Consider the following 25,064-nt stretch of genomic DNA (forward strand, 5'->3'; position numbering starts at 1 on the left):
GTGTCAGGAGTTGGTCAGCAGTGGGAGCGATGTCGGCAGCTGGGCCGAGTCAGAGGATTTTGTGGAGCAGCCTGGTGCCGACCAGCACGATATAGCAGGCGAAGAACAGGCCGAGCGCCCAACCGAAGCCCGACGGCCCGAAAGCGTCCATGCCGATGCCGATCGCCTGCGGGCCAAGCACCATGCCGACGCCGTAGCAGAGCACGAAGGCGGCGTTGGCGGAGGCCAATTCGTGGCCGGAAAGCTGCGAGCCGAGATGCGCCAGGCCGATTGTGTACATGGCAGCGACCACACCGCCCCAGACGAACAGAAGCGCTGCCATCAAATGCCAGTTCTGCGCGAAGTACGGCATGAAGACCGTACCGGCAAGCCCGACGGTGGCACAGGCCATCAGCAGATAGCGACGGTCGCTTACGCGGTCGCTGATCATGCCGATCGGGATCTGCAACAGCACGTTGCCAAGCCCGATCATGGTGAGCAAAAGGGCGGCGTCCGCCTCTGAGTAGCCGATGCGGCTACCGTAGACCGGGAACAGTGCAAAGCCGCCGGTCTCGACCGCGCCGAACACCAGCACGGCGGCGGTCGCCGTCGGCACCAGCCAGATGTAACGCAGGAAATTGCTGGTTTCGCCGTCCGAGACGATCGTCGGGCTCTCGTTGCGTGCCGCCAGGACCGGTATGGCAGCGAGCGTAACCAAGGCGATGGTAACGCCGAAGGGCAGGAAGCCACTGCTGCCGAGATGGGCGAACAGCCAAGGCCCGGCGGCAAAGCCGAGAGACAGCACGGTGGCATAGATGCCGAGGACCAGTCCGCGCCGGTGTGGCGGCGCCGAGGTGCTGATCCAGAATTCCGACAGGATGAACAGCACCGTCAGCGCGATATGCAGCAGCACGCGCAGCGGAAACCACATCCAGAAAGCTGGCGCGAAATGGAAACCGACAAAGGCCAGCGCCCCGGCGGCGATCATGGCAAGCATCGTCCAGGCGACCCCGAACCGCATGGCAAGCGGGGTGGCGAGCGGCGCGCCGGCGATAGAGGCGAGGCCGGCGACCGCGGTGTTGAGACCGATCATCGACGCGGAATGGCCACGCGTTTCCAGGATCACGCTGAGCAGCGGCATGCCAAGGCCGATGGCAATGCCGACGACGCTGATCGACGAGATCGCCGCGACCATCGGCAGCCAGTGTACGCGTTCCTTGCCCTGCGGCTGGGTATCGACTGTCATGGAATGCCTGGCTGCTCTAGAGAATTTCGCGGACGAAGCGATTGCGGACAAGCCGGTAGAACGGCACGGGACTGCCGGGGCTCAGCAACGGATCCCAGGCGAGCCGCATTTCCAGTTCCTCCAGGACCGTGCGCGTGATGTCTGGAATATCGGCTTGCCTGGCCTTGGCCAGCGGCAGCCAAACGACGTCCTCCAACTCGTTGGTCGGACCGCCACCCGGCAGTTCAACGGCGACATCGTCGCGCCATGCGGCGAGAAAGCGCGTATCGAAGCGGCGCACCCGGTTGGGCGGGGTGATGGCGCGTGCGACGAAGCGCAGCGCTTGCAGTGATGGGATGACCCCGTGTTCGACAAAGCCCTGCCAGTCGCGCCTGGCGGTTGCGAACACGCCTTTTTGACCGATCAGCAGGCCGGCCTCCTCATAGGTTTCGCGGATTGCCGACAGGGCAATCGCGCGGGCGCGAGCCGGGCTGGTGCGACCGATACCAGCGGTCAATCTCGCTTCTTCCTCGGGATGAAGTGCGGTGGCTATTGAGATGCGGCTGTCGGCCGGATCTGTGCGGCCGCCAGGAAACACGAATTTTCCCGGCATGAAGGCATGACCGGCGTGGCGCCGGCCCATCAGCACCAGGAATTCGTCGCCTTTGCGGTCGAGCAGGATCAGCGTCGCGGCGTCGCGTGGGCGTATAGGCTTGGCCTCGAGCGCGATCCGCTCAACCTTGTCGACTTCCGCCTTGGTCATAACGTCCATGCGGTCGACCTAGCGGAATCTTCTCCGATGCGAAAGTGGCGTCCAGCCATGCCGATTGCGCCAGCCTCGGTTTCAAGCCTCGGGATGCGACTCGATCAGATCTTCTTCACCGCCAAAGCCGTGCATATAAAACGCCCATTGCAGGCCGATGACAGCGCCCTTGACCGGTTGCAGCAGGACGACGGCCAGAATGATGGTCAATGGCACCCAGATGGCGATGTGCTGCCAGGTAGACAGCGTCGAGGTCGCCTCGACACCCATGAAGGCCCCGAGCACGATGTGGCCGACAATGACGACCACGAGATAGGCCGGCAGGTCGTCGGCGCGATGGTGGTGGAGCTCCTCGCCGCAATGATCGCATTTGTCGACGGTCTTGACGAAGGCGCGAAACAGCTTGCCCTCGCCGCAATGCGGGCAGCGGCCGAGCATACCGCGCTTCATTGCCGTCCATAGCGGCCGGGCGGTCCGGCCCGAGTGATGTTCGCCACCGAAAATCCGTTCTTCCACCTGCAGTTCTGTTGGCATTATCGTCTCCTGCCGCGCGAGCCTGGACGCGATTGCGACGCCCGGGCGCGGCCTTTGGCCTTGTGGAACGACCGTTTGGAGCCGGGCAGCGGCTTTGGCTCGGTCAGCATCTCGAAACGCATCGCGCCGGCCATCGGCGCCACCTCGATCAGGCGAACCTCGACGCGATCAGCAAGCTGATAGCCCTTGCCGGTGCGTTCTCCGAAAAGCGATCGAGCAGTTTCGTCGTATATATAGTAGTCGCCGCCCAGGGTTGAAACCGGAATGAAGCCATCCGCGCCGTACTGCGGCAATTGGACAAACAGGCCCGATTTGGTGACGCCCGAGATGCGGGCGTCGAAACGGTCGTCGATGCGCTCGGCGAGATAGGCGGCGATCAGCCGGTCGACCGTGTCGCGCTCGGCGGCCATCGCGCGCCGCTCGGTCGCCGAAATCAGCGCCGAGACCTCTTCCAGCCGCTCCGCCTCGTCCTGCGTCAGGCCCCCCGGACCAAGGCCGAGTGCGGCAATCAGCCCACGATGCACGATCAGGTCGGCATAGCGACGGATCGGCGAGGTGAAATGCGCGTAGCGCTTCAGGTTGAGGCCGAAATGGCCGATATTGGCGGGCGAATATTCGGCCTGGCTCTGCGAGCGCAGCACCACTTCGTTGACCAGCCCCTCATTATCGGCGCCGCGCACGCGAGCGAGGATGCCGTTGAACTGGTTCGGCAGCATTTGCGCGCCGCGCGCCAGCGACAGGCCGAGCGTCTGCAGGAATTCACGCAGCGATTCCTGCTTGGCGAGCGAGGGCGCATCGTGGATGCGGTAGACCAGCGCCTGGCGCTTCGCCTCGAGTGTCTCGGCGGCGGCGACATTGGCCTGGATCATGAACTCTTCGATCAGTTTGTGCGCGTCGAGCCGCTCCGGCACGACGACCTTGTCGACGGTGCCGTCCTGCTTGAGCAGGATCTTGCGCTCGGGCAGATCGAGTTCGAGCGGCTGGCGGGTGTCGCGGCCGCGCTTCAGGATCGCGTAGGCGTCCCATAGCGGCTTCAGCACCGTATCGAGGATCGGGCCAGTCGTGTCGTCCGGTGCGCCGTCGATCGCCGCTTGCGCCTGCTGATAGGCGAGTTTCGCCGCCGACTTCATCATGACGCGATGGAAGGAATGTCTGAGTTTGTGGCCATCGGCCGAGAAAGTCATACGCACCGCTATCGCCGGACGATCCTGGCCCTCGCGCAGTGAACAGAGGTCGTTCGAGATGCGCTCCGGCAGCATCGGTACGACTCGGTCGGGAAAATAGACCGAATTGCCGCGCTTCAGCGCTTCGCGATCGAGCGCCGTGCCATAGCGCACGTATGCAGCGACATCGGCAATGGCGACGGTGACAATCACGCCGCCGGCGTTCTTCTCGTCGGTGTCAGGCATGGCGAACACCGCGTCGTCATGATCCTTGGCATCGGCCGGATCGATGGTGAGCAGCGGCAGCTCGCGCCAATCCTCGCGGCCGGCAAGCGTCGCCGGCTTGACCGCCTCCGCCTGGGCGATGACGTCGGCTGGGAAAATATGCGGAATGTCGTGTGCGTGGATGGCGATCATCGAGACCGCCTTTTCGCTGGTCAGCGACCCCAACACCGCCAGAACCTTGGCTCGCGGCAGCCCGTAGCGCGAGGCCCGTGCCGGCTCGACCTCGACCAGGTCGCCGTTCTTGGCGCCGTTCTGGAATTCCTTGTCGACGACCAGCTCCGGCTGACGCCTTTCCACCGGTTCGATGCGGAACGTGCCGTCCTTCAGCACACGGAAAACGCCGAGAACCGCATCGGTGCGCTTCTCGAATATCTTCATCACCCGGCCCGTATAGGCCGGGCCTGCCGGATCGTCGGTCGGAAAGGTCTTGGCCAGCACGCGGTCGCCGATGCCCGGCGTCGGGCCATTGCCGCCGCGCGACACGCGGATCGCTATGACCGGAGGTTCGCCATTGCCAATCGCTTCGGTCGGGTGCGCCAGCAGCACACCGTCGGCGTCACGGCCGAAGATGTCGAGCACCGCGACGTGGGGCAGGGCGCCGACACGGGCAAGCCGCTTGCGCTCCTTGGTCAGCAGGCCTTCATCCTGCAGGTCGCGCAAGACGTCCTTCAGCCAGATACGGTCTTCGCCGCGCAGCGCAAACGCCTTGGCGATGTCGCGTTTTCCGGCGCGGTCCGGATTTTCGGCGATGTAACGCAGTATCTCGTCGCGTGAAGGCCGGTAATTGTCCCTGACCTTGGCACGGGTATCGGCGGTGCGCAGATCGCCGTGGCTTCTTCCGGAGACTTTGCGCGCCAACCCGTCCTATCCCTTTTTCCTGGCCGCCGGTTTTTTGGCCGCAGCCGGTTTCTTCGCAGGCGCGGCCGCTTTGCGGAAGGGCTTCCTGGCACCGTTGCCGCCCTTGGCTTCCTTTTCCGCAATGAGCGCCACCGCATCCTCGATCGTCACCGATTGCGGATCCTTGCCCTTCGGCAGCGTCGCATTGACCTTGCCGAAATTCACATAAGGCCCGTATTTGCCGTCGCGCACGACTATTTTGCCGCCGCCGGCAGGATGCTCGCCTAGTTCCTTGAGCGCAGCGGCTGTGCCGCCATTGCGGCCGCCTTTGCCCTTCAATTGCTTCTCGGCGATCACCGAGACGGCGCGATTGAGGCCGATCGAGAACACGTCCTCGATGCTGTCGAGATTGGCGTAGGTGCCGTCATGCAGCACGAACGGCCCGTAGCGCCCCAGCCCGGCCGAAATCATCTTGCCGGATTCCGGATGCTTGCCGACGTCGCGCGGCAGCGACAACAAGGCGAGCGCCTTTTCGTGATCGATCGAATCGACCGTCCAGCCCTTGGGTAGGCTGGAGCGCTTGGCATTCTTGCCGTCGCCGCGCTGGATATAGGGGCCGAACCGGCCATTGCGCAGCGTGATCTCCTCGGCGGTATAGGGGTCCTTGCCGAGCACTTTGGTGCCGTCTTCACCACCGCCGTTCTCGCCATTGGGATTGGCGGCGTCGCCGAGCTGGCGGGTGAAGGAGCATTCGGGATAGTTCGAACAGCCGACGAAGGCGCCGAACTTGCCGAGCTTCAGCGACAGGTTGCCGGTACCGCATTTCGGACAGATGCGCGGGTTCGAACCGTCTTCCCGCGCGGGAAAGACCAGCGGCGCCAGTTCCTCGTTCAATGCATCGAGGACGTCGGTGACGCGCAACTCCTTGATGTCGGCGACAGCGCCGGAAAAATCCTTCCAGAAATCGCGCAGCACGTCCTTCCATGCGAGCTTGCCGTCGGAAATCTCATCGAGCTTTTCCTCCAGCGAAGCGGTGAAGTCGTACTCGACATAACGCTCGAAGAAGCTTTCGAGGAAGGCCGACAATAGCCGGCCCTTGGCCTGCGGCACCAGCTTGCGCTTGTCGATGGTGACATAGTCACGATCCTCGAGCGTCTTCAGGATCGCCGTATAAGTCGACGGCCGGCCGATGCCCAACTCTTCCAGCTTCTTGATCAGCGAAGCTTCCGAATAACGCGGCGGCGGCTCGGTGGTGTGCTGGGTGGCGTTGATCGCCTCGCGTGTGAGCTGCTCGCCGGCACGGATCTCGGGCAGGCGGCGGCTTTCCTCGTCTTCCGAATCTTCTTCCTTCTGCTCGATGTAAGCGGCAAGGAAGCCGTCGAAGCGAACAACCGAGCCTACAGCACGAAGCTCGGCGGTGCGCGGGCCGTTGATGGCCTCGACCTCGACCGTGGTGCGCTCTATCTCGGCCGGCTGCATCTGGCTGGCGATGGCGCGTTTCCAGATCATCTCGTAAAGCCGCGCCTGGTCAGCGTCGAGATACTGCCTGACGGAAGCCGGCGTGCGCATGAAATCGGTCGGACGGATCGCTTCGTGCGCCTCCTGGGCGTTCTTGGCCTTGGCGGAATAGTAGCGCGGCTTTTCAGGCAGGTATTTAGGGCCGAATTCCTTGGCAATCGCATCGCGCGCGGCAGAGATCGCCTCCGGCGCCATCTGCACGCCGTCGGTTCGCATGTAGGTGATCAGGCCAGTGGTCTCACCGCCGATCTCCATGCCCTCATAGAGCCGCTGAGCCACCTGCATGGTGCGGTTGGCCGAAAAGCCGGGGCCCGATGAGGCTGCCTGCTGCAGCGTCGAGGTGGTGAAGGGCGGCCCGGGATTGCGCTTGGTCGGCTTGGCTTCGACCGACGCCGCCTTGAAGCTGGCGCCTTCGAGCATCGCTTTGATGTCGTCGGCCTGCGCCTTGTTGGAAATGTCGAGCTTTTGCAGCTTCTTGCGCTCGAAGGCGGTCAGCCGCGCCTCGAAATTATCCTTGCGCGGCGTACCGAGAATGGCGGCGACCTGCCAGTATTCCTCGCGGATGAAGCGCTCGATCTCGGATTCGCGGTCGCAGACCAGACGCAGCGCCACCGACTGGACGCGGCCGGCGGAGCGGGCGCCGGGCAGCTTGCGCCACAGCACGGGCGACAGCGTGAAGCCGACCAGATAGTCGAGCGCGCGGCGAGCGAGATAGGCATCGACCAGCGGCGCGTCGATCTGGCGCGGATTGGCCATCGCCTCCAGCACGGACGCCTTGGTGATGGCGTTGAAGACGACGCGGCTGACCGGCTTGTCCTTCAACGCGCGCTTTTGCTTCAGCACTTCCAGGACATGCCAGGAGATCGCTTCGCCCTCGCGGTCCGGATCGGTGGCGAGGATCAGCCCGTCGGCGTCCTTGACCGCCTTGGCGATATCGGCGAGACGCTTTCCAGACGCGGTGTCGACGGCCCAGGACATGGCAAAGTCCTCATCCGGACGCACCGAGCCATCCTTGGCCGGCAGATCGCGGACATGGCCGAACGAGGCCAGAACCTTGTAGTTCTTGCCGAGGTACTTGTTGATTGTCTTCGCCTTGGCCGGCGATTCGACGACGACGACGTCCATACGGTCTCATATCAGTTGTGATGCGGCAGAAGAATTCCGCTGCGCGCGACGAAATCTCGTTCAATGTGTCGCTCACATGGCCGCGCTTTTGCATCCGGTCAAGGCCAAGCAGTCAAAATGCGGCCCTGTACCGAATGCGCAACCCAACGGCGCGCCATGCGATTTCCGCAATCCTGGACAAGGGAAATGAGCAGCCTATCGCTGGACAAACCCGGCAATTGATCCTGGAGAACGGGACAAACTCTCCCGCGGATATAAGAGAAACATCGAGCACGCGCCAGCCCTGCTTGAACAGATGCTGTAAAGCGCGCAATCGCTTGCCCGGCATTTTGCTCGGACAGTCGCAAGGAAGTACCGTGCTGAAAAGCTGGCCGCCGGGGCGGTTGGGTCGAGTTCCCAGCGACCAGCCGTGTTACCGCCCGTTACGGCCGATCAGAAGCTCAAGGCCTAGTCGGCCTTGGCGATATGCCAGACGCCGCCGACACCCTCGCCGGTCACGTCGCCGGCCTTCTTGTCCTTGATGAACGTGTAGAGCGGCTTACCTTCGTAGGCCCACATCCTGGTGCCGTCGGTGCGGTCGACGATCGTCCACTCGCTCTCGGCCTTGGCGTTGGCGTCAGCCTTCAGCGGCGGCCAATTGGCGGCGCATTTGTCGTAGCAGTTCGACTTGCCCGCCTCGTCCTTGTCGTAGGTGTAGAGCGTCATGCCGCTGGCGTCGGTGTAGATCTTGGTGCCGCCGACCTCCGCTTCCTTCCACGCCTCGGCAGCGAAGGATGCGGCAGTGCCGAGCAAAAGCGCGGCCATGCCAATTGCGATCGTTTTCATGGACTTCTCCCTGGATCATTCGAAAAGCGCGCGGAACAACGCAGTTTCGTTTGATCAACGCTGCCTGGCCGCCCTTTCTTCCCGGGCGGGCGTCGACTTGCTACCCAATGTGATGGGGCCACGCGATGGTGATTGGCGGACGGCTGTTGTCGCGGCTATATGGCTGCGCAGTCATCGGGAGACGGAAATGGCATTGGACGTCGGCTATGTCAGTGCGATCGGGGCGGGAGCAATTTCCTTCCTGTCCCCCTGCGTGCTGCCGCTGGTGCCGCCTTACCTGTGCTATATGGCCGGCGTGTCGGTCGACGATTTCCGCGGCGAGGCCGGCATTACGGCAAAGGCCGGCGCGCGAGGCGCGCTGATTAATTCCTCAATCGCCTTCGTGCTCGGCTTCTCGACCGTCTTCGTCGCGCTCGGCGCCGGCGCCTCGACCATCGGCCATTTGCTGCGAGTCTGGCAGGAGCCGCTGGCAATGGCGGCAGGCGTGCTGATCATCCTGATGGGGCTGAATTTCCTCGGCGTACTGCGCATCCCTTTGCTTTCACGCGAGGCGCGCTTCCAGTCACAAGGCAAGCCGGCCAGCCTGATCGCCGCTTACGTCATGGGCCTGGCCTTCGCCTTTGGCTGGACGCCCTGTATCGGCCCGGTGCTGGGGCCGATCCTGACGCTTGCCGGCGGCCGCGAGACGGTGGGCGAGGGCGCGCTGCTGCTCGCCGCCTATTCGCTCGGCCTCGGTATTCCCTTCCTCGTTGCGGCGCTGTTTTCAGGCGCCTTCATGCGCTTTCTCGGGAAATTCCGCGTCCATCTCGGCCGCGTCGAAAAGGCCATCGGCGCGTTGCTGGTGGTCGCCGGCGTTTTTTTCCTGACCGGCGGCGTGCAGGCGGTGTCCTATTGGTTGCTCGAGAATTTTCCGGTGCTGGGGCAATTGGGATAGGTTTGCCGCCCGACATGGGTCTGTTCAGCCTTCGAAATAGCCCGGCTGGTCGATATCAGCGATCAGCCCGGGTCCGCTCGGCTGCCACCCCAGCAGCGCCTGGGTCCGTTCGCTCGAGGTCGGGACATCCATCGCCGCGAACATAGCGAACCAGCCAAAATGATCGGCGGCTTCTTCCGCGGACTTGGCGACGACCGGCACGTTCAGGCGCCGGCCGATCACGCCGGCGATGTCCTTGAACGGCACGCCTTCTTCGGCGATCGCGTGATATCGCCCGCCACCGGCTCCATGCTCGAGCGCAAGCCGGTAAACGCGGGCTGCATCGAACCGATGCACGGCAGGCCAGCGATTGAGCCCTTCGCCGATATAGGCCGACACGCCCTTCTTGCGAGCGAGGTCGATGAGAATAGGAACAAAAGCGTGGTCGCCTTGGCCATGGACCGACGGAGGAAGGCGCACAACCGACGCGCGCACGCCGCGTGCCGCCAGCGCGGCGGCTGTCGCTTCGGAGGCGCGGGGATACGAAGCGGAAGATGGGACAGGCGCATCTTCCTCGGTCGCGATACGGCCCCGCGCCTGGAGCGCGGTCCCGGAGGTGACGAGCAGGGGCCGCTCGGAGCCTTCGAGTGCACCGCCCAAGGCCTCGATGGCGCACCGGTCCATCTCGCAGTTTTGCGCGAACTTCGAGAAGTCGTGGTTGAAGCCGGTATGGATCACTCCATCAGCTGCCGCTGCGCCCCTGCTGAGGCTTTCGAGGTCTTCGAGGTCACCTCGATGCACCTCGGCTCCGGTGGCTGCAAGCGACTTGGCCGACGCCGCCGAGCGGGCGAGGCCGAGCACCTGATGGCCGGCGCCGATGAGTTCTTGAACGACGGCAGAACCGACGAATCCGGTCGCTCCGGTAACGAAAACACGCATCACGACTTCTCCTGTCCGTTTCTGGCCACGACCATTTTCGCGGCTCAGTTGTGTCGTGATAGGCGCTTGAGAAAATACGATCTATGCGGTAAAGTCCGTATTATCTTCGCAATCGTCCGGAATGACCTGTGGATCCCCTTTCAGATGTGCTGTCGCTGCTGAAGCCGCGAAACTATATGTCGGCCGGTTTCGATGCTGGTGGTGAATGGTCGATCCAGTTCCCCGACCAGCAGCAAAGCATCAAGACCGGAGCGGTGGTCTCCGGCCGGTGCTGGCTGTCTGTGGAGGGTGTTGCTGACGCAGTGCGCCTTGAGACGGGAGACAGCTTCCTGCTGCCGAGTGGACGGCCTTTCCGCCTTGCAAGCGACATGAGCTTGACGCCTGTTGAAGCCGTCAAGATTTTTCCGCCTGCGCGAGCCGGCGGTGTTGTGACCCACAATGACGGTGGTGATTTCTTTCTGGTCAGCAGCCGCTTCGCGCTTGGCGGCAATCATGCCGGCATGCTGTTGCGGATGCTGCCAGCCATTGTGCATATCCGCAAAGAGTCGGACCAGTCGGCGCTGCGCTGGTCTGTGGAGCGGATGATGCAGGAGCTGCGCGAGCCGCAGCCGGGCGGCTTTCTGATGATCCAGCACCTCGCCCACATGATGCTGGTTCAGGCGCTGCGGCTGCATCTTTCGGAAGGATTGAAAGGTGGCATCGGCTGGCTCTTTGCCCTCGCGGACAAACAGATCGGCGCGGCGATCAGCGCCATGCATGACGATCCGGCGCATGGCTGGACGCTACAGGAACTGGCGGAACGGGCCGGCATGTCGCGATCGACCTTTGCGCTCAGATTCAAGGAGACGGTTGGCGCGTCGCCGATGGACTATTTGACGCGCTGGCGAATGCTGCTGGCTGGCGACCGGCTGACGAATTCCAGCGATCCCGTCGCCGTCATAGCGCTTTCGCTCGGCTACGAATCCGAAAGCGCCTTCAGCACAGCCTTCAAGCGGGTCATGTACTGCTCGCCACGGCAATACGGCCGTGGCCGAGCACCCCGCTTCGCATCACGCAACGAGGCGGAAGCCGCCTGAGCCGATCGGCTTGAGCGTGTCGCGGGTTGGAGGTTCCACCGTCTCACCGGAATTTAACCGCATTGGTGCAGCATGGCGCCGGTGCTACTAACGCTTCGATTCCACACCCCTTCAACGGTTGCTGTCCCCATGAGCCAGAGATCCTGCCTGTCCGTCATCCTCGCCGCCGGTGAAGGCACGCGCATGAAGAGTGCAGTGCCGAAAGTGCTGCACACAATCGCGGGCCTGCCGATGGTTGCCCATGTCGTCAAGGCGGCCGAAGCCGCCGGCAGCGGCGAATTGGCGCTGGTGATCGGCCATGGCGCCGATGAGATGCGCAAGGCTGCACTCAAGTTTGCGCCGAAGGCCGAGGCTTTCGTTCAGGAAAAACGTCTCGGCACCGCGCACGCCGTGCTTGCCGCACGTGTAGCAATATCAAAAGGTTATGACGATATCTTGGTGATGTTTGGCGACACGCCGTTGATCGATCCGGAAGCGCTAGCGGCGGCGAGGCTGAAGCTGGCGGAAGGTGCGGCCGTCGTCGTGGTCGGCTTCCGTACGGAAAATCCTTCGGGCTACGGCCGGCTTATCGAAAAGGCCGGCAAGCTCGTGGCCATCCGCGAGGAGAAGGACTGCTCGGACGAGCAGAAAAAGATCACCTTCTGCAATGGCGGGCTGATGGCGGTCGCCGGCAGGCACGCGCTGAAGCTGCTCGATCAAGTCGGCAGCAAGAACGCCAAGGGCGAGTATTATCTCACCGACATCGTCGAGATCGCCGCTGCGCAGGGACTTGATGTCGTCGCCACCGAAGCCAGTTTCGAGAACGCGCTCGGCATCAACAACCGTGCCGAGCTTGCCCAGGCGGAAGGTATCTGGCAGCAGCGCCGGCGGCGCGAGGCGATGCTTTCTGGCGTTACGCTGATCGCGCCCGAAACTGTGTTCTTCTCGCACGACACCGAGATCGGCGCCGATACGATCGTCGAACCCAATGTCTGGTTCGGGCCGGGCGTGAAAATCGCGACGGGGGCCAAGATCCACGCCTTCAGCCATATCGAAGGCGCCACCATCGCGTCGAATTGCGATGTCGGGCCGTTCGCGCGGCTGCGGCCCGGGGCCGATCTGAGAACCAAGGCCAAGGTCGGCAATTTCTGCGAGGTCAAGCAGGCGATCGTCGAGGAGGGCGCGAAGGTCAACCATCTGACCTATATCGGCGATGCCCGCATCGGTGCCGGCGCCAATATCGGCGCCGGCACCATCACCTGCAATTATGACGGCTATTCGAAATTCTTCACCGATATCGGCGAGGGCGCCTTCATAGGCTCGAACTCCTCGCTGGTGGCGCCGTTGTCGATCGGCAAGGGCGGCTACATCGCCTCGGGCAGCGTCATTACCGAAAGCGTACCCGACGATGCGCTGGCTTTCGGCCGCGCCCGCCAGCGGACTCTACCCGGCAAGGGCAAGGAGTTGCGAGAGCGTTTTTCTCAGGCCGCGGCGGCCCGCAAAAAAGGGTAGACTAGCGGAACTCGGCGACAAGCTGGATTTCGCCAACGATTGCATCGTTGAAGGCCGACAGGTCTTCGGCCGGGATCCAGTATTCCAGATGCGCCCGGCTCCCGGCATGCTGGACGCTGTAACGGTCCAGAAAGCTGCGACGCACCTCGAAACGCGTCACGAAACCTGATCCGCTCGCGGGCACGTTCCAGTCTCGGGCGATCTGGGTGGCATAGGCCTCGCTGGTAACCGGATAGAAGATCGGCTGATCGGCAAGTCGAGGAGGAAAGGCGCGCATCCCTGCCCTCTGGATCAACTCCAGTTCGCGGGGACCAACCGGACGCCAAAGCGTCACCGTGTCAATTCGTTCGTTCATAGCCGCATCATGTCTTTGACTGATTTCTGGAGCCGTTGAGCCGAGATAGGATACATAAGCGGAGAAACTGAGCAATTGCACTAACCGGATTGCAAGTGCGCCCTGTCATGGTGCATCTGTGCAGGGTAGTCCGGCTGATACCGGACGAAATGGAATGTGATTTTTCGCGACAGCCCGGCAGTCTCTAAATAGCGCCGGGTTTGAGGTCGGAATCGGGGGCAAGCGCCATGTGCGGTATCGTTGGAATTGTCGGTGACTCGCCGGTCGCGCCGCTTATCGTCGATGCGCTGAAAAGGCTCGAATATCGCGGCTATGACTCGGCCGGCGTCGCCACGATCGAGCACGGCAGGCTTGACCGCCGCCGCGCCGAGGGCAAGCTGGTCAATCTCGAGCGCCTGCTGAAGGACGAACCGCTCGACGGCATGATCGGCATCGGCCACACGCGCTGGGCCACGCATGGCGTTCCGAACGAGAGTAATGCGCATCCGCATTTTTCCGACGGCGTCGCCATCGTCCATAACGGCATCATCGAGAATTTCGCCGAATTGCGCGACGAGCTGATGCGCGACGGCTACAGCTTCACCTCGCAGACCGATACCGAAGTCGTCGCGCATCTGGTGGCGCGCGAACTGGCCAGGGGGCTGAAGCCGGTTGAGGCGGCGTACAAGGCGCTGAAGCGGCTGGAAGGCGCCTTTGCGCTCGCCATCATGTTCAAGGGCGACGAGGATCTGATCGTCGGCGCGCGCAATGGCCCGCCGCTCGCGGTCGGTCATGGCGACGGCCAGATGTTCCTTGGCTCCGACGCCATTGCGCTTGCCCCTTTCACCAATTCGATCACCTATCTGGAAGACGGCGACTGGGCGGTGGTGCGCCGCAACGAGGTCGATATCTTCGACATGGGCGGCAACAAGGTCGACCGCAAACGCCAACAGTCGCTCAGCACGAGCTTCATGGTCGACAAAGGCAACCGCCGCCATTTCATGGAAAAGGAAATCCATGAGCAGCCGGAAGTGATCTCGCACACGCTGGCGCATTATGTTGATTTCATCAGCGGCGTCTCGAAGCCGCTCGACCTGCCGTTCGATTTCGCCAAGATCGACCGGCTGGCGATCTCGGCCTGCGGCACCGCCTATCTCGCCGGGCTGATCAGCAAATACTGGTTCGAGCGCTATGCGCGGCTGCCGGTCGACATCGATGTCGCTTCGGAGTTCCGCTATCGCGAGATGCCGCTGTCGAAGAACGATGCCGCTTTCTTCATCTCGCAATCGGGTGAGACCGCCGACACGCTGGCGTCGCTGCGCTACTGCCGCAAGGCCGGCATGAAGATCGGCGCGGTCGTCAATGTGCGCGAATCGACCATGGCGCGCGAATCCGACGTCATCCTGCCGACGTTGGCCGGCCCGGAGATCGGCGTCGCTTCGACCAAGGCGTTCACCTGCCAGCTTTCCGTGCTGGCCTCGCTGGCGGTGCGGGCGGGCGTGGCGCGCGGAACGATTTCGCAGGAGCAGGAGAAAACGCTGATACGCGAGCTGTCGGAAGCGCCGCGTTATGCGAACCAGGTGCTAAAGCTCGACGGGCAGATCGAAAAGGTCGCGCGCGACCTCTCGCACTACAAGAATGTGCTTTATCTCGGCCGCGACACCAATTTTCCGCTGGCCCTGGAAGGCGCGCTGAAGCTCAAGGAAATTTCCTATATCCACGCCGAAGGCTATGCCGCCGGCGAGTTGAAACACGGCCCGATCGCGCTGATCGACGAGAACATGCCCGTCATCGTCATCGCCCCGCATGACCGTATCTTCGAAAAGACCGTCTCGAACATGCAGGAGGTGGCGGCGCGCGGCGGCAAGATCATCCTGATCACCGACAGCAAGGGCGCCGCGCACGCCACGGTGAAGACGATGGAGACGATCGTTTTGCCGGACGTGCCGGAAATCATCTCGCCGATCATCTACGCACTGCCGATCCAGATGCTCGCCTATTTCACCGCCGTGTTCATGGGCACGGATGTCGACCAGCCGCGCAATCTGGCGAAATCGGTAACGGTGGAATGATCGGTTCCAAACGGCTACCGATAGGGTCCAAGTTGATCGTTTCGTTCAAAGGCAAAGCGGTGGAAGCGGTTGCCGAGGGGAAGGCACCGAAAGGTTTTCCACCGGATCTGGTTGCCCGTGGCGAACGTCGTCTTCGAGCGATCGAAAACGCCGGACAATTGAACGATCGCCACCCGGAAATCGCCTTGAAGCCCTGAAGGGAGCAGAGCTGGGCAGCATTCAATTCGTATCAACGACCAATGCCTGCTTCAAATGGACCAACGCTGGCGCCGAAGAGGTGGAGATCGTCGACTACCATTGAGCGGGCACTTGCCCTAAACCCTTGAGGTCTCTGAACCATGCTCAAGTTCGTACGTCCAATTCACCCCGGAGAGTTCCTGCGCGAGGAATATCTCGTCCCGCTCGGTATGAGTGCCGGTGCGCTGGCGAAGAAGCTCAATCTTCCTCGTACCCGTATCGAACGCATTGCCAAGGAAGAGATCGGCCTGACTCCTGATACCGCGCTTCGCCTCGCCAGGCTCTTCAACACCACGCCGGAATTCTGGATGAATTTTCAGCAGGCTTATGAACTTGAAACCGAGGCGAAGAAACTCGCACCGGAGCTCGAGAAGATCGAACCGCTGGAAGCCGCGGCATAGTTGATCTTTTAAAAACTTCGCCATTCCAAAGCGCCTTGGGGTTCAGTAGTGTCGCGCTGCAAACACACGCTGCGGTGAACCATGTCGGATGCTCTCAAGACCTCAGGCATGACCCGGCTGAGAAACTATTTCCTGACCGGCTTCGTCGTTTGCGCGCCGCTGGCGATTACCGCCTACATTGCCTGGTCGCTGATCGGTTGGGTCGATTCCTGGGTGAAACCCTACATTCCGGTACGCTACAATCCGGACACCTACCTGCCGTTTCCAGTGCCGGGTTTTGGGCTGATCGTTGCCTTGATCCTCATCACCTTCATCGGCTTTATGACCGCCAATATCGTTGGCCGCGCCATCGTCAATTTCGGCGAGCGCCTGCTTGGCCGCATGCCGCTGGTGCGCGGCATCTACCGTTCGCTGAAGCAGATTTTCGAGACCGTGCTGTCGAACAAGGGCGACATGTTCCGCCAGGTCGGGTTGGTCGAATATCCGCGCAAAGGGGTCTGGTCGCTGGTCTTCGTCGCCAGCGAGAAGGAAACCGAGATCAACCAGAAGCTCGACCGGGAAGGCGATCCGCTGATTGCCGTATTCATGCCATGTACGCCCAACCCGACGACGGGCTTTCTGATGTATGTGCCGAAATCCGACATTGTGCTGCTCGACATGACAATCGAGGACGGAGCCAAGCTGATCGTGTCGGCCGGCTTGGTGGCGCCGGCGGTCAAAATGGTGACGGTGAATGGCGAGCAGATCCACGGCGCGCTTGCCAATCCGCCGCTCGACACGATGCCTCAGCCGGCACGCAGGAGCCGCACGGCCTCGTCGCGGCCGAACAGATAGAGCAACAGGCGCAGCGCCGTGCCGCGTTCGGACTGCAATTCCGGATCGCGCGACAGGATCAGCCGCGCATCGTCGCGAGCGGCCTCGAGCAGGTCGGCATGCACCTCGATGCGCGCCACCTGGAAGCCCGGCGTGCCAGACTGGCGAGTGCCGAGCAACTCGCCTTCGCCGCGCAGCTTCAGATCCTCTTCGGCGATACGGAAGCCGTCCTCGGTCTCGCGCATCACCGACAAACGGCGTTTTGCCGTCTCGCCGAGCGGGTCCTTGTAGAGCAGCACACAGGATGAAGGCTTGTCGCCACGCCCGACCCGGCCACGCAATTGGTGCAACTGGGCGAGGCCAAAACGCTCGGCATGCTCGATGACCATGATCGTCGCATCAGGCACATCGACGCCGACCTCGATGACGGTGGTGGCGATCAGGATACGGGTGTCGCCCTGCTTGAAGGCGCGCATCGCCTCGTCTTTGTCGGTGCCTTTCATGCGGCCGTGCACCAGGCCGATGCGGTCGCCGAACAGCGGCTTCAGCGAGGCAAAACGGTCCTCGGCCGACATCAGCTTGATCTCCTCGGATTCCTCGATCAGCGGACAGATCCAGTAGATTTTCTGGCCATCGGCGACGGCGTCGAGCATGCGTCCGATCAGTTCGTCGAGCCGTTCAAGCGGCAAGGTGACGGTGCGGATCGGCTGGCGGCCGGCCGGCTTTTCCGTCAGCTTCGACACATCCATGTCGCCGAATGCAGTCAGCACCAGCGTCCGCGGTATCGGCGTTGCTGTCATCACCAGCATGTCGGGCGCATCGCCCTTGGCGGTAATGGCAAGGCGCTGATGGACGCCGAAACGGTGCTGCTCGTCGACGACGGCGAACACGAGGTCACGGAACGTCACCGTTTCCTGGAACAGCGCATGGGTGCCGACGACGATGTCGATGTCACCATTGGCCAGCCCGGTCAGCGTGTCGGCACGCTCGCGGCCCTTTTCGCGACCTGTGAGGACGGCGACACGCAGGCCGGCCCGTTCCGCCAACGGCGCAATTGTTGCCAGATGCTGGCGCGCCAGGATTTCGGTCGGCGCCATCAATGCCGCCTGGCCGCCGGCCTCGACGGCACGCGCCATGGCAAGCAGCGCGACCACCGTCTTGCCGGAGCCGACATCGCCCTGCAAAAGGCGCAGCATGCGTTCGGGGTCACCGAGATCGGCGTTGATTTCGGCAAGCGCCATTTCCTGCGACATGGTCAGCGAATAGGGGAGTGCCACGCGCAGTTGTTCGACTATGCGGCCGTCGCCGACCAATGGCCGGCCAGATAATCGGCGGACCTTGGCCCGCACCAGCGCCAGCGATACCTGGCCGGCCAAGAACTCGTCATAGGCAAGGCGCCGCCACGCTGCGCCGTCGACGGAGACGTCGATCGGGTCGGCAGGATTGTGGATGCGGTTGAGCGCATCGCTGAAAGCAGGAAAGGCATGGCGGCGCCGGAACTCACCGTCCTGCCATTCGGGCAGCACCGGCAGGCGGGCCAGCGCCTGGCCGATGGCCCGGCGCAGTACCTTGCCCGAGAGCCCGGCGGTCAGCGGATAGACCGGCTCGACCAGCGGCAGGTTTTCCGCGTCGTCGGCAAGTGCGATATGGTCGGGGTGAACCATGGTCGGGCGGCCGTTGAACCATTCCATGCGGCCGGAGACGACGACATGCTCGCCTACGGGCATTGCTTTTTCGAGATAGGCGGCATGGGCATGGAAGAAGGTCAGCGCGATCTCGCCGGTGTCGTCATGGGCGTAGACCCGGTACGGGACCGACCTGTTGCCGCGTGGCGGCGGCTGGTGGCGGTCGATGCGGACGTCGAGCGTAACGATGGCGCCTTCCGCCGAGCCGGCGATGCCAGGCCGGTTGCGGCGGTCGATGACAGTATGCGGCAGCACGAACAAGAGATCCCCGGCGCGCGCGGCCCGGTCGCCGAGGTCGGCTGCTACGACTTTTTCGATCAGGGCGCCAACTTTTGGCCCGACCCCGGCAAGCGAGGTGATCGGGACAAACAGCGGATCGAGGAGGGAGGGACGCATGATGTCAGCTTATGTTGCGGCGACTGTAGCGCAAGGCTGACACCGCCTTCTATCCACGCTATATGCGCCGCCTGGGCAAGGATGTTGCAAGATGACCGGAACGAAACGATCAAGCGAGGGGCTCGATGCCCGCCGCCGCAAGCTTCTGTTTCGTTCGTGGCACCGCGGCATGCGCGAGATGGACCTTATACTCGGCAGCTTCGCCGACGCCGAGATCGGCGCCTTGACCGGCGACGAAATCGACCAATATGAGAGGCTCCTCGACATTCCCGACACCGAATTCCTGCCTCTCGTCACTGGCGAACGCCCGGTTCCGGCGGATATCGACTGTGCCGTCCTGCAAAAAATCCTGGCTTCGCGCCGGGAGATGACCTTCTGAACAACGTGTAGCCATGAGCCTTATCCCTACGATCGGTCTGCCGAAAGGCCGCGCCGGCCAGTTCATCGTCGATGGCGTCGCCGACGGCTACGAAGCTTTTGCGCTGGTGCAGACTGCGCATGAGATCGCCCCTGACAAGCCGGTGCTGTTCGTGGCGCGCGACGGCCAGCGTCTGCCGGCGATCGTCGAGGCGCTTGCCTTTGCCGCGCCGGGCCTGCCGGTGCTGGAACTGCCGGCTTGGGACTGCCTGCCTTACGACCGCGTCTCGCCCGGCGCCGATGCCGCCGCAAGGCGGCTCGATGCACTGGCCGCAATGATTGCGCTGGCAAAGAAGCCGCACCGCGCCGTCGTCCTCACCACCGCGAATGCGCTGTTGCAACGCATTCCGCCGGCTGAACTCGTCGAGGCGCAGACCTTCCACGCCAAACCCGGCAACCAGATAGACATGAACGTGCTGGTGTCGCGGCTGGAGAATTCCGGCTTCGAGCGAGTGCCGACAGTGCGCGGCATCGGCGAATTTGCGGTGCGCGGCGGCATTCTCGATCTCTTCGCGCCCGGCTGGACGGAGGCACTGCGCCTCGATTTCTTCGGCGATACGCTGGAATCGATCCGCGTCTTCGACACCGCAACCCAGCGCACCATCGGCCAACGCAAATCGATGGCGCTGCAGGCGATGAGCGAGGTGGCGCTGACGCCGGAAACCATCAGCCGCTTCCGCCGCGCCTACATCGAAGCCTTTGGCGCGCCCTCGCGCGACGATGGGCTCTATGCGGCGGTCAGCGAGGGCAGGCGGTTTGCCGGCATGGAGCACTGGCTGCCGTTCTTCTATGAGCGGCTGGAAACCGTGTTCGATTACCTGCCGGATGCGCCCGTGGTGTTTGATCATCTGGCGCATGAGGCACTGGCCGAGCGCCACACTCTGATCCTCGATCATTACGAGGCGCGAAAAAAACAGGCCGACGGCGCCTTGAAGGATGCCGTGCCCTACAAGCCGGTGTCGCCGGATCAGCTTTATCTGTCGCCCGAGAACCTGATTGCCTCGCTTGGGCCGCGCGAAGCGATCGACTTCACCTCCTTCGACGCGCCCGATGCCGGTGCGAAAAAGGTGTTCCATGCCGGCTCGCGCCATGGCCGCAGCTTCGTCGAGGAACGCGCCGACCCTAACGCCAACGTCTTCGACGTCGTCGTCAAACACATTTCCGACGAGCGCGCTGCACGCCGCCGTGTCGTCGTCGCCGGCTGGACTGAAGGTTCGCTCGACCGGCTCGGCCAGATCCTGGTCGAGCATCACCTTGGCAATCTGGAGCCGGTGGCGACGCTTGCCGAAGCCGAAAGGCTTGAGCCAGGGCAGGCGGCCCTGGCCGTGCTGCCGCTCGAATCCGGCTTCGAGACCGAGAAACTGGTCGTCGTCGCAGAGCAGGACATTCTCGGCGACCGGCTGATCCGGCGCTCGAAGCGCAAGAAGCGCGCGTCCGACGTCATCGCCGAGGCTTCGGCATTGTCTTCAGGCGATATCGTCGTGCATGCCGACCATGGCATTGGCCGCTTCATCGGGCTGCGCACCATCGAGGCGGTCGGTGCGCCGCACGATTGCCTTGAAATCCACTATGCCGGCGACGATCGGCTGTTCTTGCCGGTGGAAAACATCGAGCTGCTGTCGCGCTATGGCTCGGATTCGGCCGAGGCGACGCTCGACAAGCTTGGCGGCGGCGCCTGGCAATCGCGCAAGGCACGGCTGAAGAAACGTCTGCTCGACATGGCCGGGCAGCTGATCCGCATCGCCGCCGAGCGACAAATGCGGGCCGCACCGGCGCTGGTGCCGGCGGAAGGCCTCTATGGCGAGTTTGCGGCGCGTTTCCCCTATGAAGAAACCGACGACCAGCAAACGGCAATCGATTCGGTCATGGGTGATCTGGGCGCTGGAAAGCCGATGGATCGGCTGATCTGCGGCGATGTCGGCTTCGGCAAGACCGAAGTCGCGCTTCGTGCCGCCTTCATCGCGGCGATGGAAGGCTTTCAGGTCGCGGTGGTGGTGCCGACGACATTGTTGTCGCGCCAGCATTTCAAGACCTTCTCGCAGCGCTTCTCCGGCCTGCCGATCCGCGTCGCCCAGGCCTCGCGGCTGGTCGGCGCCAAGGAACTGGCCGAGACCAAGAAGGGCGTCGCCGAAGGCCAAGTCGACATTGTCATCGGCACGCACGCACTGCTCGGCTCCTCGATCTCGTTCAAGAATCTCGGTCTGCTGATCATCGACGAGGAGCAGCATTTCGGCGTCAAGCACAAGGAGCGGCTGAAGGATCTCAAGACCGACGTCCACGTTCTGACGCTGTCGGCGACGCCGATCCCGCGAACGCTTCAGCTTGCCTTGACCGGGGTGCGTGAGCTGTCGCTGATCGCCACGCCGCCGGTCGATCGCATGGCCGTGCGTACCTTCATCTCCCCTTTCGATCCGCTGGTCATCCGCGAGACGCTGCTGCGCGAGCGCTACCGTGGCGGCCATTCCTTCTACGTCGTACCGCGTATCAGCGATCTCACGGAAATCCATGATTTCCTGCGCGAATCCGTGCCTGAGCTGAAAGTGGCGGTGGCCCATGGCCAGATGCCGCCCGGCGAGCTCGACGATATCATGAATGCCTTTTATGACGGCCAGTACGATGTGCTTTTGTCGACCACCATCGTCGAATCCGGCCTCGATATACCGACCGCCAATACGCTGATCGTACACCGCGCCGACATGTTCGGCCTGTCTCAGCTCTATCAGTTGCGTGGCCGCGTCGGCCGTTCGAAGGTGCGCGCCTATGCGCTGTTCACTCTGCCCGCCAACCGCAAGCTAACCGATACAGCCGAGCGTCGGCTGAAAGTGCTGCAATCGCTCGATACGCTAGGCGCCGGTTTCCAGCTGGCCAGCCACGACCTCGACATCCGCGGCGCCGGCAATCTGCTTGGCGAAGAGCAGTCGGGCCACATCAAGGAGGTCGGCTTCGAGCTCTACCAGCAGATGCTGGAGGAGGCGGTGGCCGAAGTGAAGGATTCCGGCGAGGTGCAGGACGGCGGCTGGTCGCCGCAGATCGCCGTCGGCACGGCGGTGATGATCCCGGAAAGCTACGTCCCGGATCTGCAGCTCAGGCTGGCGCTCTATCGCCGTCTTGGCGATCTCGAAAATACGGAAGAGATCGATGCTTTCGGCGCCGAGCTGATCGACCGGTTCGGACCGCTGCCGGAAGAGGTAAAGCATCTGTTGAAGATCGTCTTCATCAAGGCGCTTTGCCGCAAGGCCAACGTGGAGAAGCTCGACGCCGGGCCGAAAGGCGTCGTCGTCCATTTCCGCAAGCGGGAATTCCCCAATCCGGTCGGGCTGGTCAAGCTCATCGGCGAACAGGGCTCGCTGGCCAAGATCCGACCCGACCAGAGCGTCGTCTTCAGCCGTGACTGGGCGACGCCCGAGAAGCGGCTGGCTGGCTCAGCGGTTGTCATGACGCAGCTGGCGCGGCTGGTGGAGAAGGCGGCGTAGCAGCGCGTCGCTGGTGCTCGGGCCACAGCCGCATCGGCACTTTCGCAGTGCCGTGCTCATTCGCCACGCGACCACTTCCGGTCTAGAATAGGAAATCGGCTTCGTGTATGGAGCCGCGACCCCATATGGGGCGGATTGGCGGGCGATGGCGTCCGTGTGAAAGAGCGTTAGGTGCTTCGATGACGAAATGGTCGCCGAATTCGTGGAGAGCCAAGCCGATCCAGCAGGTTCCTGCCTATCCGGATCTTGCCGCGCTTAGGAACACGGAAGCCCAGCTTGCCACGTTTCCGCCGTTGGTTTTTGCAGGTGAGGCACGCAAGCTGAAGAAGCAGCTTGCAGCCGTCGCTGCCGGTGACGCATTCCTTCTGCAGGGCGGCGATTGCGCCGAGAGCTTCGCCGAGCATGGCGCCGACAATATCCGCGACTTCTTCCGCGTCTTCCTGCAGATGTCGGTGGTGCTGACCTTCGCCGGCGCCCAGCCGGTGGTGAAGGTCGGCCGTGTCGCCGGCCAGTTCGCCAAGCCGCGCTCGTCCGACAATGAGACCAAGGGCGGTGTGACGCTGCCGAGCTATCGCGGCGACATCATCAATGGCATCGAGTTCGACGCCAAGTCGCGCATTCCCGATCCTGCAAGACAGGAGATGGCGTACCGCCAATCGGCGGCGACGCTCAACCTTTTGCGTGCCTTCGCCCAGGGCGGCTACGCCAGCCTGGAGAACGTGCATCAATGGATGCTCGGCTTCGTGTCCGACAGCCCGCAGGGCGAGAAATACGAATCGCTCGCCAACCGCATCACCGAGACGATGGACTTCATGAAGGCCGTCGGCATCACCTCGGAGACCAATTACGCGCTGCGCGAGACGGATTTCTACACCAGCCACGAAGCGTTGCTGCTCGGCTACGAGGAGGCGCTGACCCGCGTCGATTCGACCTCCGGCGACTGGTACGCCACCTCTGGCCACATGATCTGGATCGGTGATCGCACGCGCCAACCCGACCATGCGCATGTCGAATATTGCCGCGGCATCAAGAACCCGCTCGGGCTGAAATGCGGTCCGTCGCTGACGCCGGATGGCCTGTTGCAGCTCATCGACCTGCTCAATCCGGAGAACGAGCCCGGCCGGCTGACGCTGATCGCCCGCTTCGGCTCCGACAAGGTTGCCGACCATCTGCCCAAACTGGTGCGCGCGGTGCAGAAGGAAGGCCGCAGCGTGGTGTGGTCGTCCGACCCGATGCATGGCAATACGATCGAGGCCGCCGGCTACAAGACACGGCCGTTCGACCGCATCCTGAAGGAAGTGCAGACCTTCTTCGAGGTGCACCGCGCCGAAGGCACGCATCCGGGCGGCATCCACATCGAGATGACCGGCAAAAACGTCACCGAGTGCACCGGTGGTGCCCGCGCCATCACCGCCGAAGAACTGCAGGACCGCTACCACACCCATTGCGATCCGCGCCTCAATGCCGATCAGGCGATCGAGTTGGCGTTCCTGGTCTCCGATCTGCTCAAGAAGACCCATCCGGTCCAGCACAAGCAGGCCGTTAACGGCTGATATGATCTGAACTTTGATGTCATTGAAGAAGCGCCGGGCGAAAACCGGCGCTTTTTGTATTCAATCCCGCCGGTGTCGCATTTGCTCGTGCCTAACGCGCGCAAAACTGGAATCCTGCCAGGCGATGGCAATTGCATCGGGAGGCCGACATGGCTGACAGTCACACCGGATCATGCTTGTGCGGGGCAGTGCGGTTCAAGACACGAGGACCGCTACGCGGTGTCATCTACTGCCATTGCTCGCAGTGCCGGAAGCAGAGCGGGCATTTTTATGCGGCGACCAACGTTGCCGACCGCGACATTACAATCACCGGCGCGGAGAGCATCACCTGGTACGAGGCCTCTTCGTTCGCCAGGCGCGGCTTCTGCAAGACATGCGGCTCTCTGTTGTTCTGGAAGCCGAGCGATGACGGCTATGTTTCGGTGATGGCAGGGCTGTTCGACGCGCCAACTAGGCTCCAAGGCGAATGTCATATCTTCGTCGGCGACAAGGGCGATTATTACGCCATCGATGACGGGCTGCCGCAGTTCGAGAAGTCGACGCCGTCGATCAAGGTGGCAGACGGCTGATTCTTTGCAGAGGCCGCCTTATTCCCTTGGTCCAGCCATTGCGCTATCCCCTGCCGGTGATTCCGAAGGGTTTTGGCATGCAGCGACTGATCGACGCTTTTTACAATTCGGTGCGGGCGTTTCGCAAACTGGCCGCCGGCGAGGAGGCCTTCCAGCTGGAGCTGACGCTGCTCGTGCTTGCCTTGCCGCTCGGCTGGTTCCTTTCGGAATCGTGGCGCGGCTATGCGTTGCTGATCGGCGCGGTGCTGCTCATGATCATGATCGAGGTGCTGAACACCGGCATCGAGGCGGCATGCGACGCGTTCAGCCGCGAATTCAACGTCGATATCCAACTGGCCAAGGATTGCGGTTCGCTGGCGGTGCTGATTTCGGTGGTGATCGCTGCCGGGGTATGGGGCGTCGCCGTCATCGAGCGGATCCTCGGGGTACCGATCTGACGTT

At 62.9% G+C, this 25,064-nt stretch carries 20 protein-coding genes and 1 pseudogene; 12 read left to right on the top strand and 9 right to left on the bottom strand.

The window, feature by feature from the left end; all coding sequences use genetic code 11:
• Positions 1-49: 49 nt before the first annotated feature.
• From NKH30_RS27250 to NKH30_RS27275, 6 genes are all read right to left on the bottom strand, one after another.
• Positions 50-1,225: an MFS transporter gene (locus NKH30_RS27250; RefSeq protein ID WP_352770286.1), complete on the bottom strand. Its 1,176-nt coding sequence runs from the start codon at positions 1,223-1,225 to the stop codon at positions 50-52.
• A gap of 16 nt (positions 1,226-1,241) precedes the next feature.
• Positions 1,242-1,976: an NUDIX hydrolase gene (locus NKH30_RS27255; protein ID WP_352502460.1), complete on the bottom strand. Its 735-nt coding sequence runs from the start codon at positions 1,974-1,976 to the stop codon at positions 1,242-1,244.
• 72 nt (positions 1,977-2,048) lie between these two features.
• The gene (locus NKH30_RS27260) at positions 2,049-2,501 is read right to left on the bottom strand and encodes a DUF983 domain-containing protein (RefSeq protein ID WP_023679976.1); all 453 of its coding nucleotides are present in this window, start codon (positions 2,499-2,501) and stop codon (positions 2,049-2,051) included.
• Positions 2,501-4,807, bottom strand: coding sequence for a ribonuclease R (gene rnr, locus NKH30_RS27265; protein WP_502898793.1), 2,307 nt, complete (start codon positions 4,805-4,807; stop codon positions 2,501-2,503). Before rnr ends, NKH30_RS27260 begins: the two co-directional genes overlap by 1 nt.
• Positions 4,808-4,813: 6 nt before the next feature.
• Positions 4,814-7,429 (bottom strand): type I DNA topoisomerase, encoded by a 2,616-nt coding sequence (gene topA / locus NKH30_RS27270; protein ID WP_352997547.1) that lies wholly within the window; start codon positions 7,427-7,429, stop codon positions 4,814-4,816.
• Between the two features lie 447 nt (positions 7,430-7,876).
• A complete protein-coding gene (locus NKH30_RS27275; protein WP_352540636.1) occupies positions 7,877-8,254 on the bottom strand; it encodes a COG4315 family predicted lipoprotein in 378 nt (125 codons plus the stop codon).
• 187 nt (positions 8,255-8,441) lie between these two features.
• Here NKH30_RS27275 and NKH30_RS27280 point away from each other — a divergent pair, with 187 nt between their 5' ends.
• Positions 8,442-9,188, top strand: a complete 747-nt coding sequence (locus NKH30_RS27280; RefSeq protein ID WP_352471765.1) for a cytochrome c biogenesis CcdA family protein — start codon at positions 8,442-8,444, stop codon at positions 9,186-9,188.
• A 24-nt stretch (positions 9,189-9,212) separates the two neighbouring features.
• On the opposite strand, the gene NKH30_RS27285 is transcribed toward NKH30_RS27280, so the two are convergent.
• Positions 9,213-10,106 carry an SDR family oxidoreductase gene (locus tag NKH30_RS27285; protein ID WP_352997548.1) on the bottom strand — a complete coding sequence of 298 codons (894 nt, stop codon included), beginning with the start codon at positions 10,104-10,106 and terminating at the stop codon, positions 9,213-9,215.
• Positions 10,107-10,234: 128 nt separating this feature from the next.
• On the opposite strand from NKH30_RS27285, the gene NKH30_RS27290 reads away from it, so the two are divergent.
• Complete coding sequence (locus tag NKH30_RS27290; protein ID WP_352816705.1) at positions 10,235-11,182, top strand: AraC family transcriptional regulator; 948 nt, start codon at positions 10,235-10,237, stop codon at positions 11,180-11,182.
• 129 nt (positions 11,183-11,311) lie between these two features.
• A complete protein-coding gene (glmU, locus tag NKH30_RS27295; RefSeq protein ID WP_352997549.1) occupies positions 11,312-12,673 on the top strand; it encodes a bifunctional UDP-N-acetylglucosamine diphosphorylase/glucosamine-1-phosphate N-acetyltransferase GlmU in 1,362 nt (453 codons plus the stop codon).
• A gap of 1 nt (position 12,674) precedes the next feature.
• Here the strand turns inward: glmU and NKH30_RS27300 are convergent, their stop codons facing one another.
• Positions 12,675-13,028 carry a hypothetical protein gene (locus NKH30_RS27300; RefSeq protein ID WP_023679968.1) on the bottom strand — a complete coding sequence of 118 codons (354 nt, stop codon included), beginning with the start codon at positions 13,026-13,028 and terminating at the stop codon, positions 12,675-12,677.
• Positions 13,029-13,255: 227 nt separating this feature from the next.
• Between NKH30_RS27300 and glmS the strand changes: the two genes are divergently transcribed.
• The 4 genes and pseudogenes from glmS to NKH30_RS27320 all read left to right on the top strand — a co-directional run bounded on the left by glmS (position 13,256) and on the right by NKH30_RS27320 (position 16,551).
• On the top strand, positions 13,256-15,079 hold the full coding sequence (gene glmS, locus NKH30_RS27305; RefSeq protein WP_352997550.1) for a glutamine--fructose-6-phosphate transaminase (isomerizing): 1,824 nt from the start codon (positions 13,256-13,258) through the stop codon (positions 15,077-15,079).
• A 32-nt stretch (positions 15,080-15,111) separates the two neighbouring features.
• Positions 15,112-15,380, top strand: a pseudogene (locus NKH30_RS27310) (type II toxin-antitoxin system RelE/ParE family toxin).
• A 37-nt stretch (positions 15,381-15,417) separates the two neighbouring features.
• Complete coding sequence (locus NKH30_RS27315; RefSeq protein ID WP_352540632.1) at positions 15,418-15,717, top strand: HigA family addiction module antitoxin; 300 nt, start codon at positions 15,418-15,420, stop codon at positions 15,715-15,717.
• Positions 15,718-15,798: 81 nt separating this feature from the next.
• Positions 15,799-16,551 carry a DUF502 domain-containing protein gene (locus NKH30_RS27320; protein ID WP_023680026.1) on the top strand — a complete coding sequence of 251 codons (753 nt, stop codon included), beginning with the start codon at positions 15,799-15,801 and terminating at the stop codon, positions 16,549-16,551.
• Here the strand turns inward: NKH30_RS27320 and recG are convergent.
• Positions 16,503-18,611: an ATP-dependent DNA helicase RecG gene (gene recG / locus NKH30_RS27325; RefSeq protein WP_352816410.1), complete on the bottom strand. Its 2,109-nt coding sequence runs from the start codon at positions 18,609-18,611 to the stop codon at positions 16,503-16,505. The two genes, NKH30_RS27320 and recG, sit on opposite strands and share 49 nt — an antisense overlap.
• 91 nt (positions 18,612-18,702) lie before the next feature.
• Here recG and NKH30_RS27330 point away from each other — a divergent pair, with 91 nt between their 5' ends.
• The 5 genes from NKH30_RS27330 to NKH30_RS27350 all read left to right on the top strand — a co-directional run bounded on the left by NKH30_RS27330 (position 18,703) and on the right by NKH30_RS27350 (position 25,060).
• Complete coding sequence (locus NKH30_RS27330; protein ID WP_023680023.1) at positions 18,703-18,990, top strand: FAD assembly factor SdhE; 288 nt, start codon at positions 18,703-18,705, stop codon at positions 18,988-18,990.
• Between the two features lie 13 nt (positions 18,991-19,003).
• On the top strand, positions 19,004-22,501 hold the full coding sequence (gene mfd / locus NKH30_RS27335) for a transcription-repair coupling factor (RefSeq protein WP_352997551.1): 3,498 nt from the start codon (positions 19,004-19,006) through the stop codon (positions 22,499-22,501).
• A gap of 179 nt (positions 22,502-22,680) precedes the next feature.
• Positions 22,681-24,054 carry a class II 3-deoxy-7-phosphoheptulonate synthase gene (locus NKH30_RS27340; protein WP_352471752.1) on the top strand — a complete coding sequence of 458 codons (1,374 nt, stop codon included), beginning with the start codon at positions 22,681-22,683 and terminating at the stop codon, positions 24,052-24,054.
• Positions 24,055-24,203: 149 nt separating this feature from the next.
• A complete protein-coding gene (locus tag NKH30_RS27345) occupies positions 24,204-24,623 on the top strand; it encodes a GFA family protein (RefSeq protein WP_352471751.1) in 420 nt (139 codons plus the stop codon).
• 77 nt (positions 24,624-24,700) lie between these two features.
• Positions 24,701-25,060, top strand: coding sequence for a diacylglycerol kinase (locus NKH30_RS27350; RefSeq protein ID WP_352471749.1), 360 nt, complete (start codon positions 24,701-24,703; stop codon positions 25,058-25,060).
• Positions 25,061-25,064 lie beyond the last annotated feature (4 nt).

The organism is Mesorhizobium sp. M1273, from assembly GCF_040318195.1.
Taxonomy (GTDB): Bacteria; Pseudomonadota; Alphaproteobacteria; order Rhizobiales; family Rhizobiaceae; genus Mesorhizobium.

What these genes read in the sequence shown, in the direction of transcription:
- NKH30_RS27250 (WP_352770286.1), bottom strand. Translation starts at nt 1,225, where the DNA reads ATGACAGTCGATACCCAGCCGCAGGGCAAGGAACGCGTACACTGGCTG.
- NKH30_RS27255 (WP_352502460.1), bottom strand. Translation starts at nt 1,976, where the DNA reads ATGGACGTTATGACCAAGGCGGAAGTCGACAAGGTTGAGCGGATCGCG.
- NKH30_RS27260 (WP_023679976.1), bottom strand. Translation starts at nt 2,501, where the DNA reads ATGCCAACAGAACTGCAGGTGGAAGAACGGATTTTCGGTGGCGAACAT.
- topA (WP_352997547.1), bottom strand. Translation starts at nt 7,429, where the DNA reads ATGGACGTCGTCGTCGTCGAATCGCCGGCCAAGGCGAAGACAATCAAC.
- NKH30_RS27275 (WP_352540636.1), bottom strand. Translation starts at nt 8,254, where the DNA reads ATGAAAACGATCGCAATTGGCATGGCCGCGCTTTTGCTCGGCACTGCC.
- NKH30_RS27280 (WP_352471765.1), top strand. Translation starts at nt 8,442, where the DNA reads ATGGCATTGGACGTCGGCTATGTCAGTGCGATCGGGGCGGGAGCAATT.
- NKH30_RS27285 (WP_352997548.1), bottom strand. Translation starts at nt 10,106, where the DNA reads ATGCGTGTTTTCGTTACCGGAGCGACCGGATTCGTCGGTTCTGCCGTC.
- glmU (WP_352997549.1), top strand. Translation starts at nt 11,312, where the DNA reads ATGAGCCAGAGATCCTGCCTGTCCGTCATCCTCGCCGCCGGTGAAGGC.
- NKH30_RS27300 (WP_023679968.1), bottom strand. Translation starts at nt 13,028, where the DNA reads ATGAACGAACGAATTGACACGGTGACGCTTTGGCGTCCGGTTGGTCCC.
- glmS (WP_352997550.1), top strand. Translation starts at nt 13,256, where the DNA reads ATGTGCGGTATCGTTGGAATTGTCGGTGACTCGCCGGTCGCGCCGCTT.
- NKH30_RS27315 (WP_352540632.1), top strand. Translation starts at nt 15,418, where the DNA reads ATGCTCAAGTTCGTACGTCCAATTCACCCCGGAGAGTTCCTGCGCGAG.
- NKH30_RS27320 (WP_023680026.1), top strand. Translation starts at nt 15,799, where the DNA reads ATGTCGGATGCTCTCAAGACCTCAGGCATGACCCGGCTGAGAAACTAT.
- recG (WP_352816410.1), bottom strand. Translation starts at nt 18,611, where the DNA reads ATGCGTCCCTCCCTCCTCGATCCGCTGTTTGTCCCGATCACCTCGCTT.
- NKH30_RS27330 (WP_023680023.1), top strand. Translation starts at nt 18,703, where the DNA reads ATGACCGGAACGAAACGATCAAGCGAGGGGCTCGATGCCCGCCGCCGC.
- mfd (WP_352997551.1), top strand. Translation starts at nt 19,004, where the DNA reads ATGAGCCTTATCCCTACGATCGGTCTGCCGAAAGGCCGCGCCGGCCAG.
- NKH30_RS27340 (WP_352471752.1), top strand. Translation starts at nt 22,681, where the DNA reads ATGACGAAATGGTCGCCGAATTCGTGGAGAGCCAAGCCGATCCAGCAG.
- NKH30_RS27345 (WP_352471751.1), top strand. Translation starts at nt 24,204, where the DNA reads ATGGCTGACAGTCACACCGGATCATGCTTGTGCGGGGCAGTGCGGTTC.
- NKH30_RS27350 (WP_352471749.1), top strand. Translation starts at nt 24,701, where the DNA reads ATGCAGCGACTGATCGACGCTTTTTACAATTCGGTGCGGGCGTTTCGC.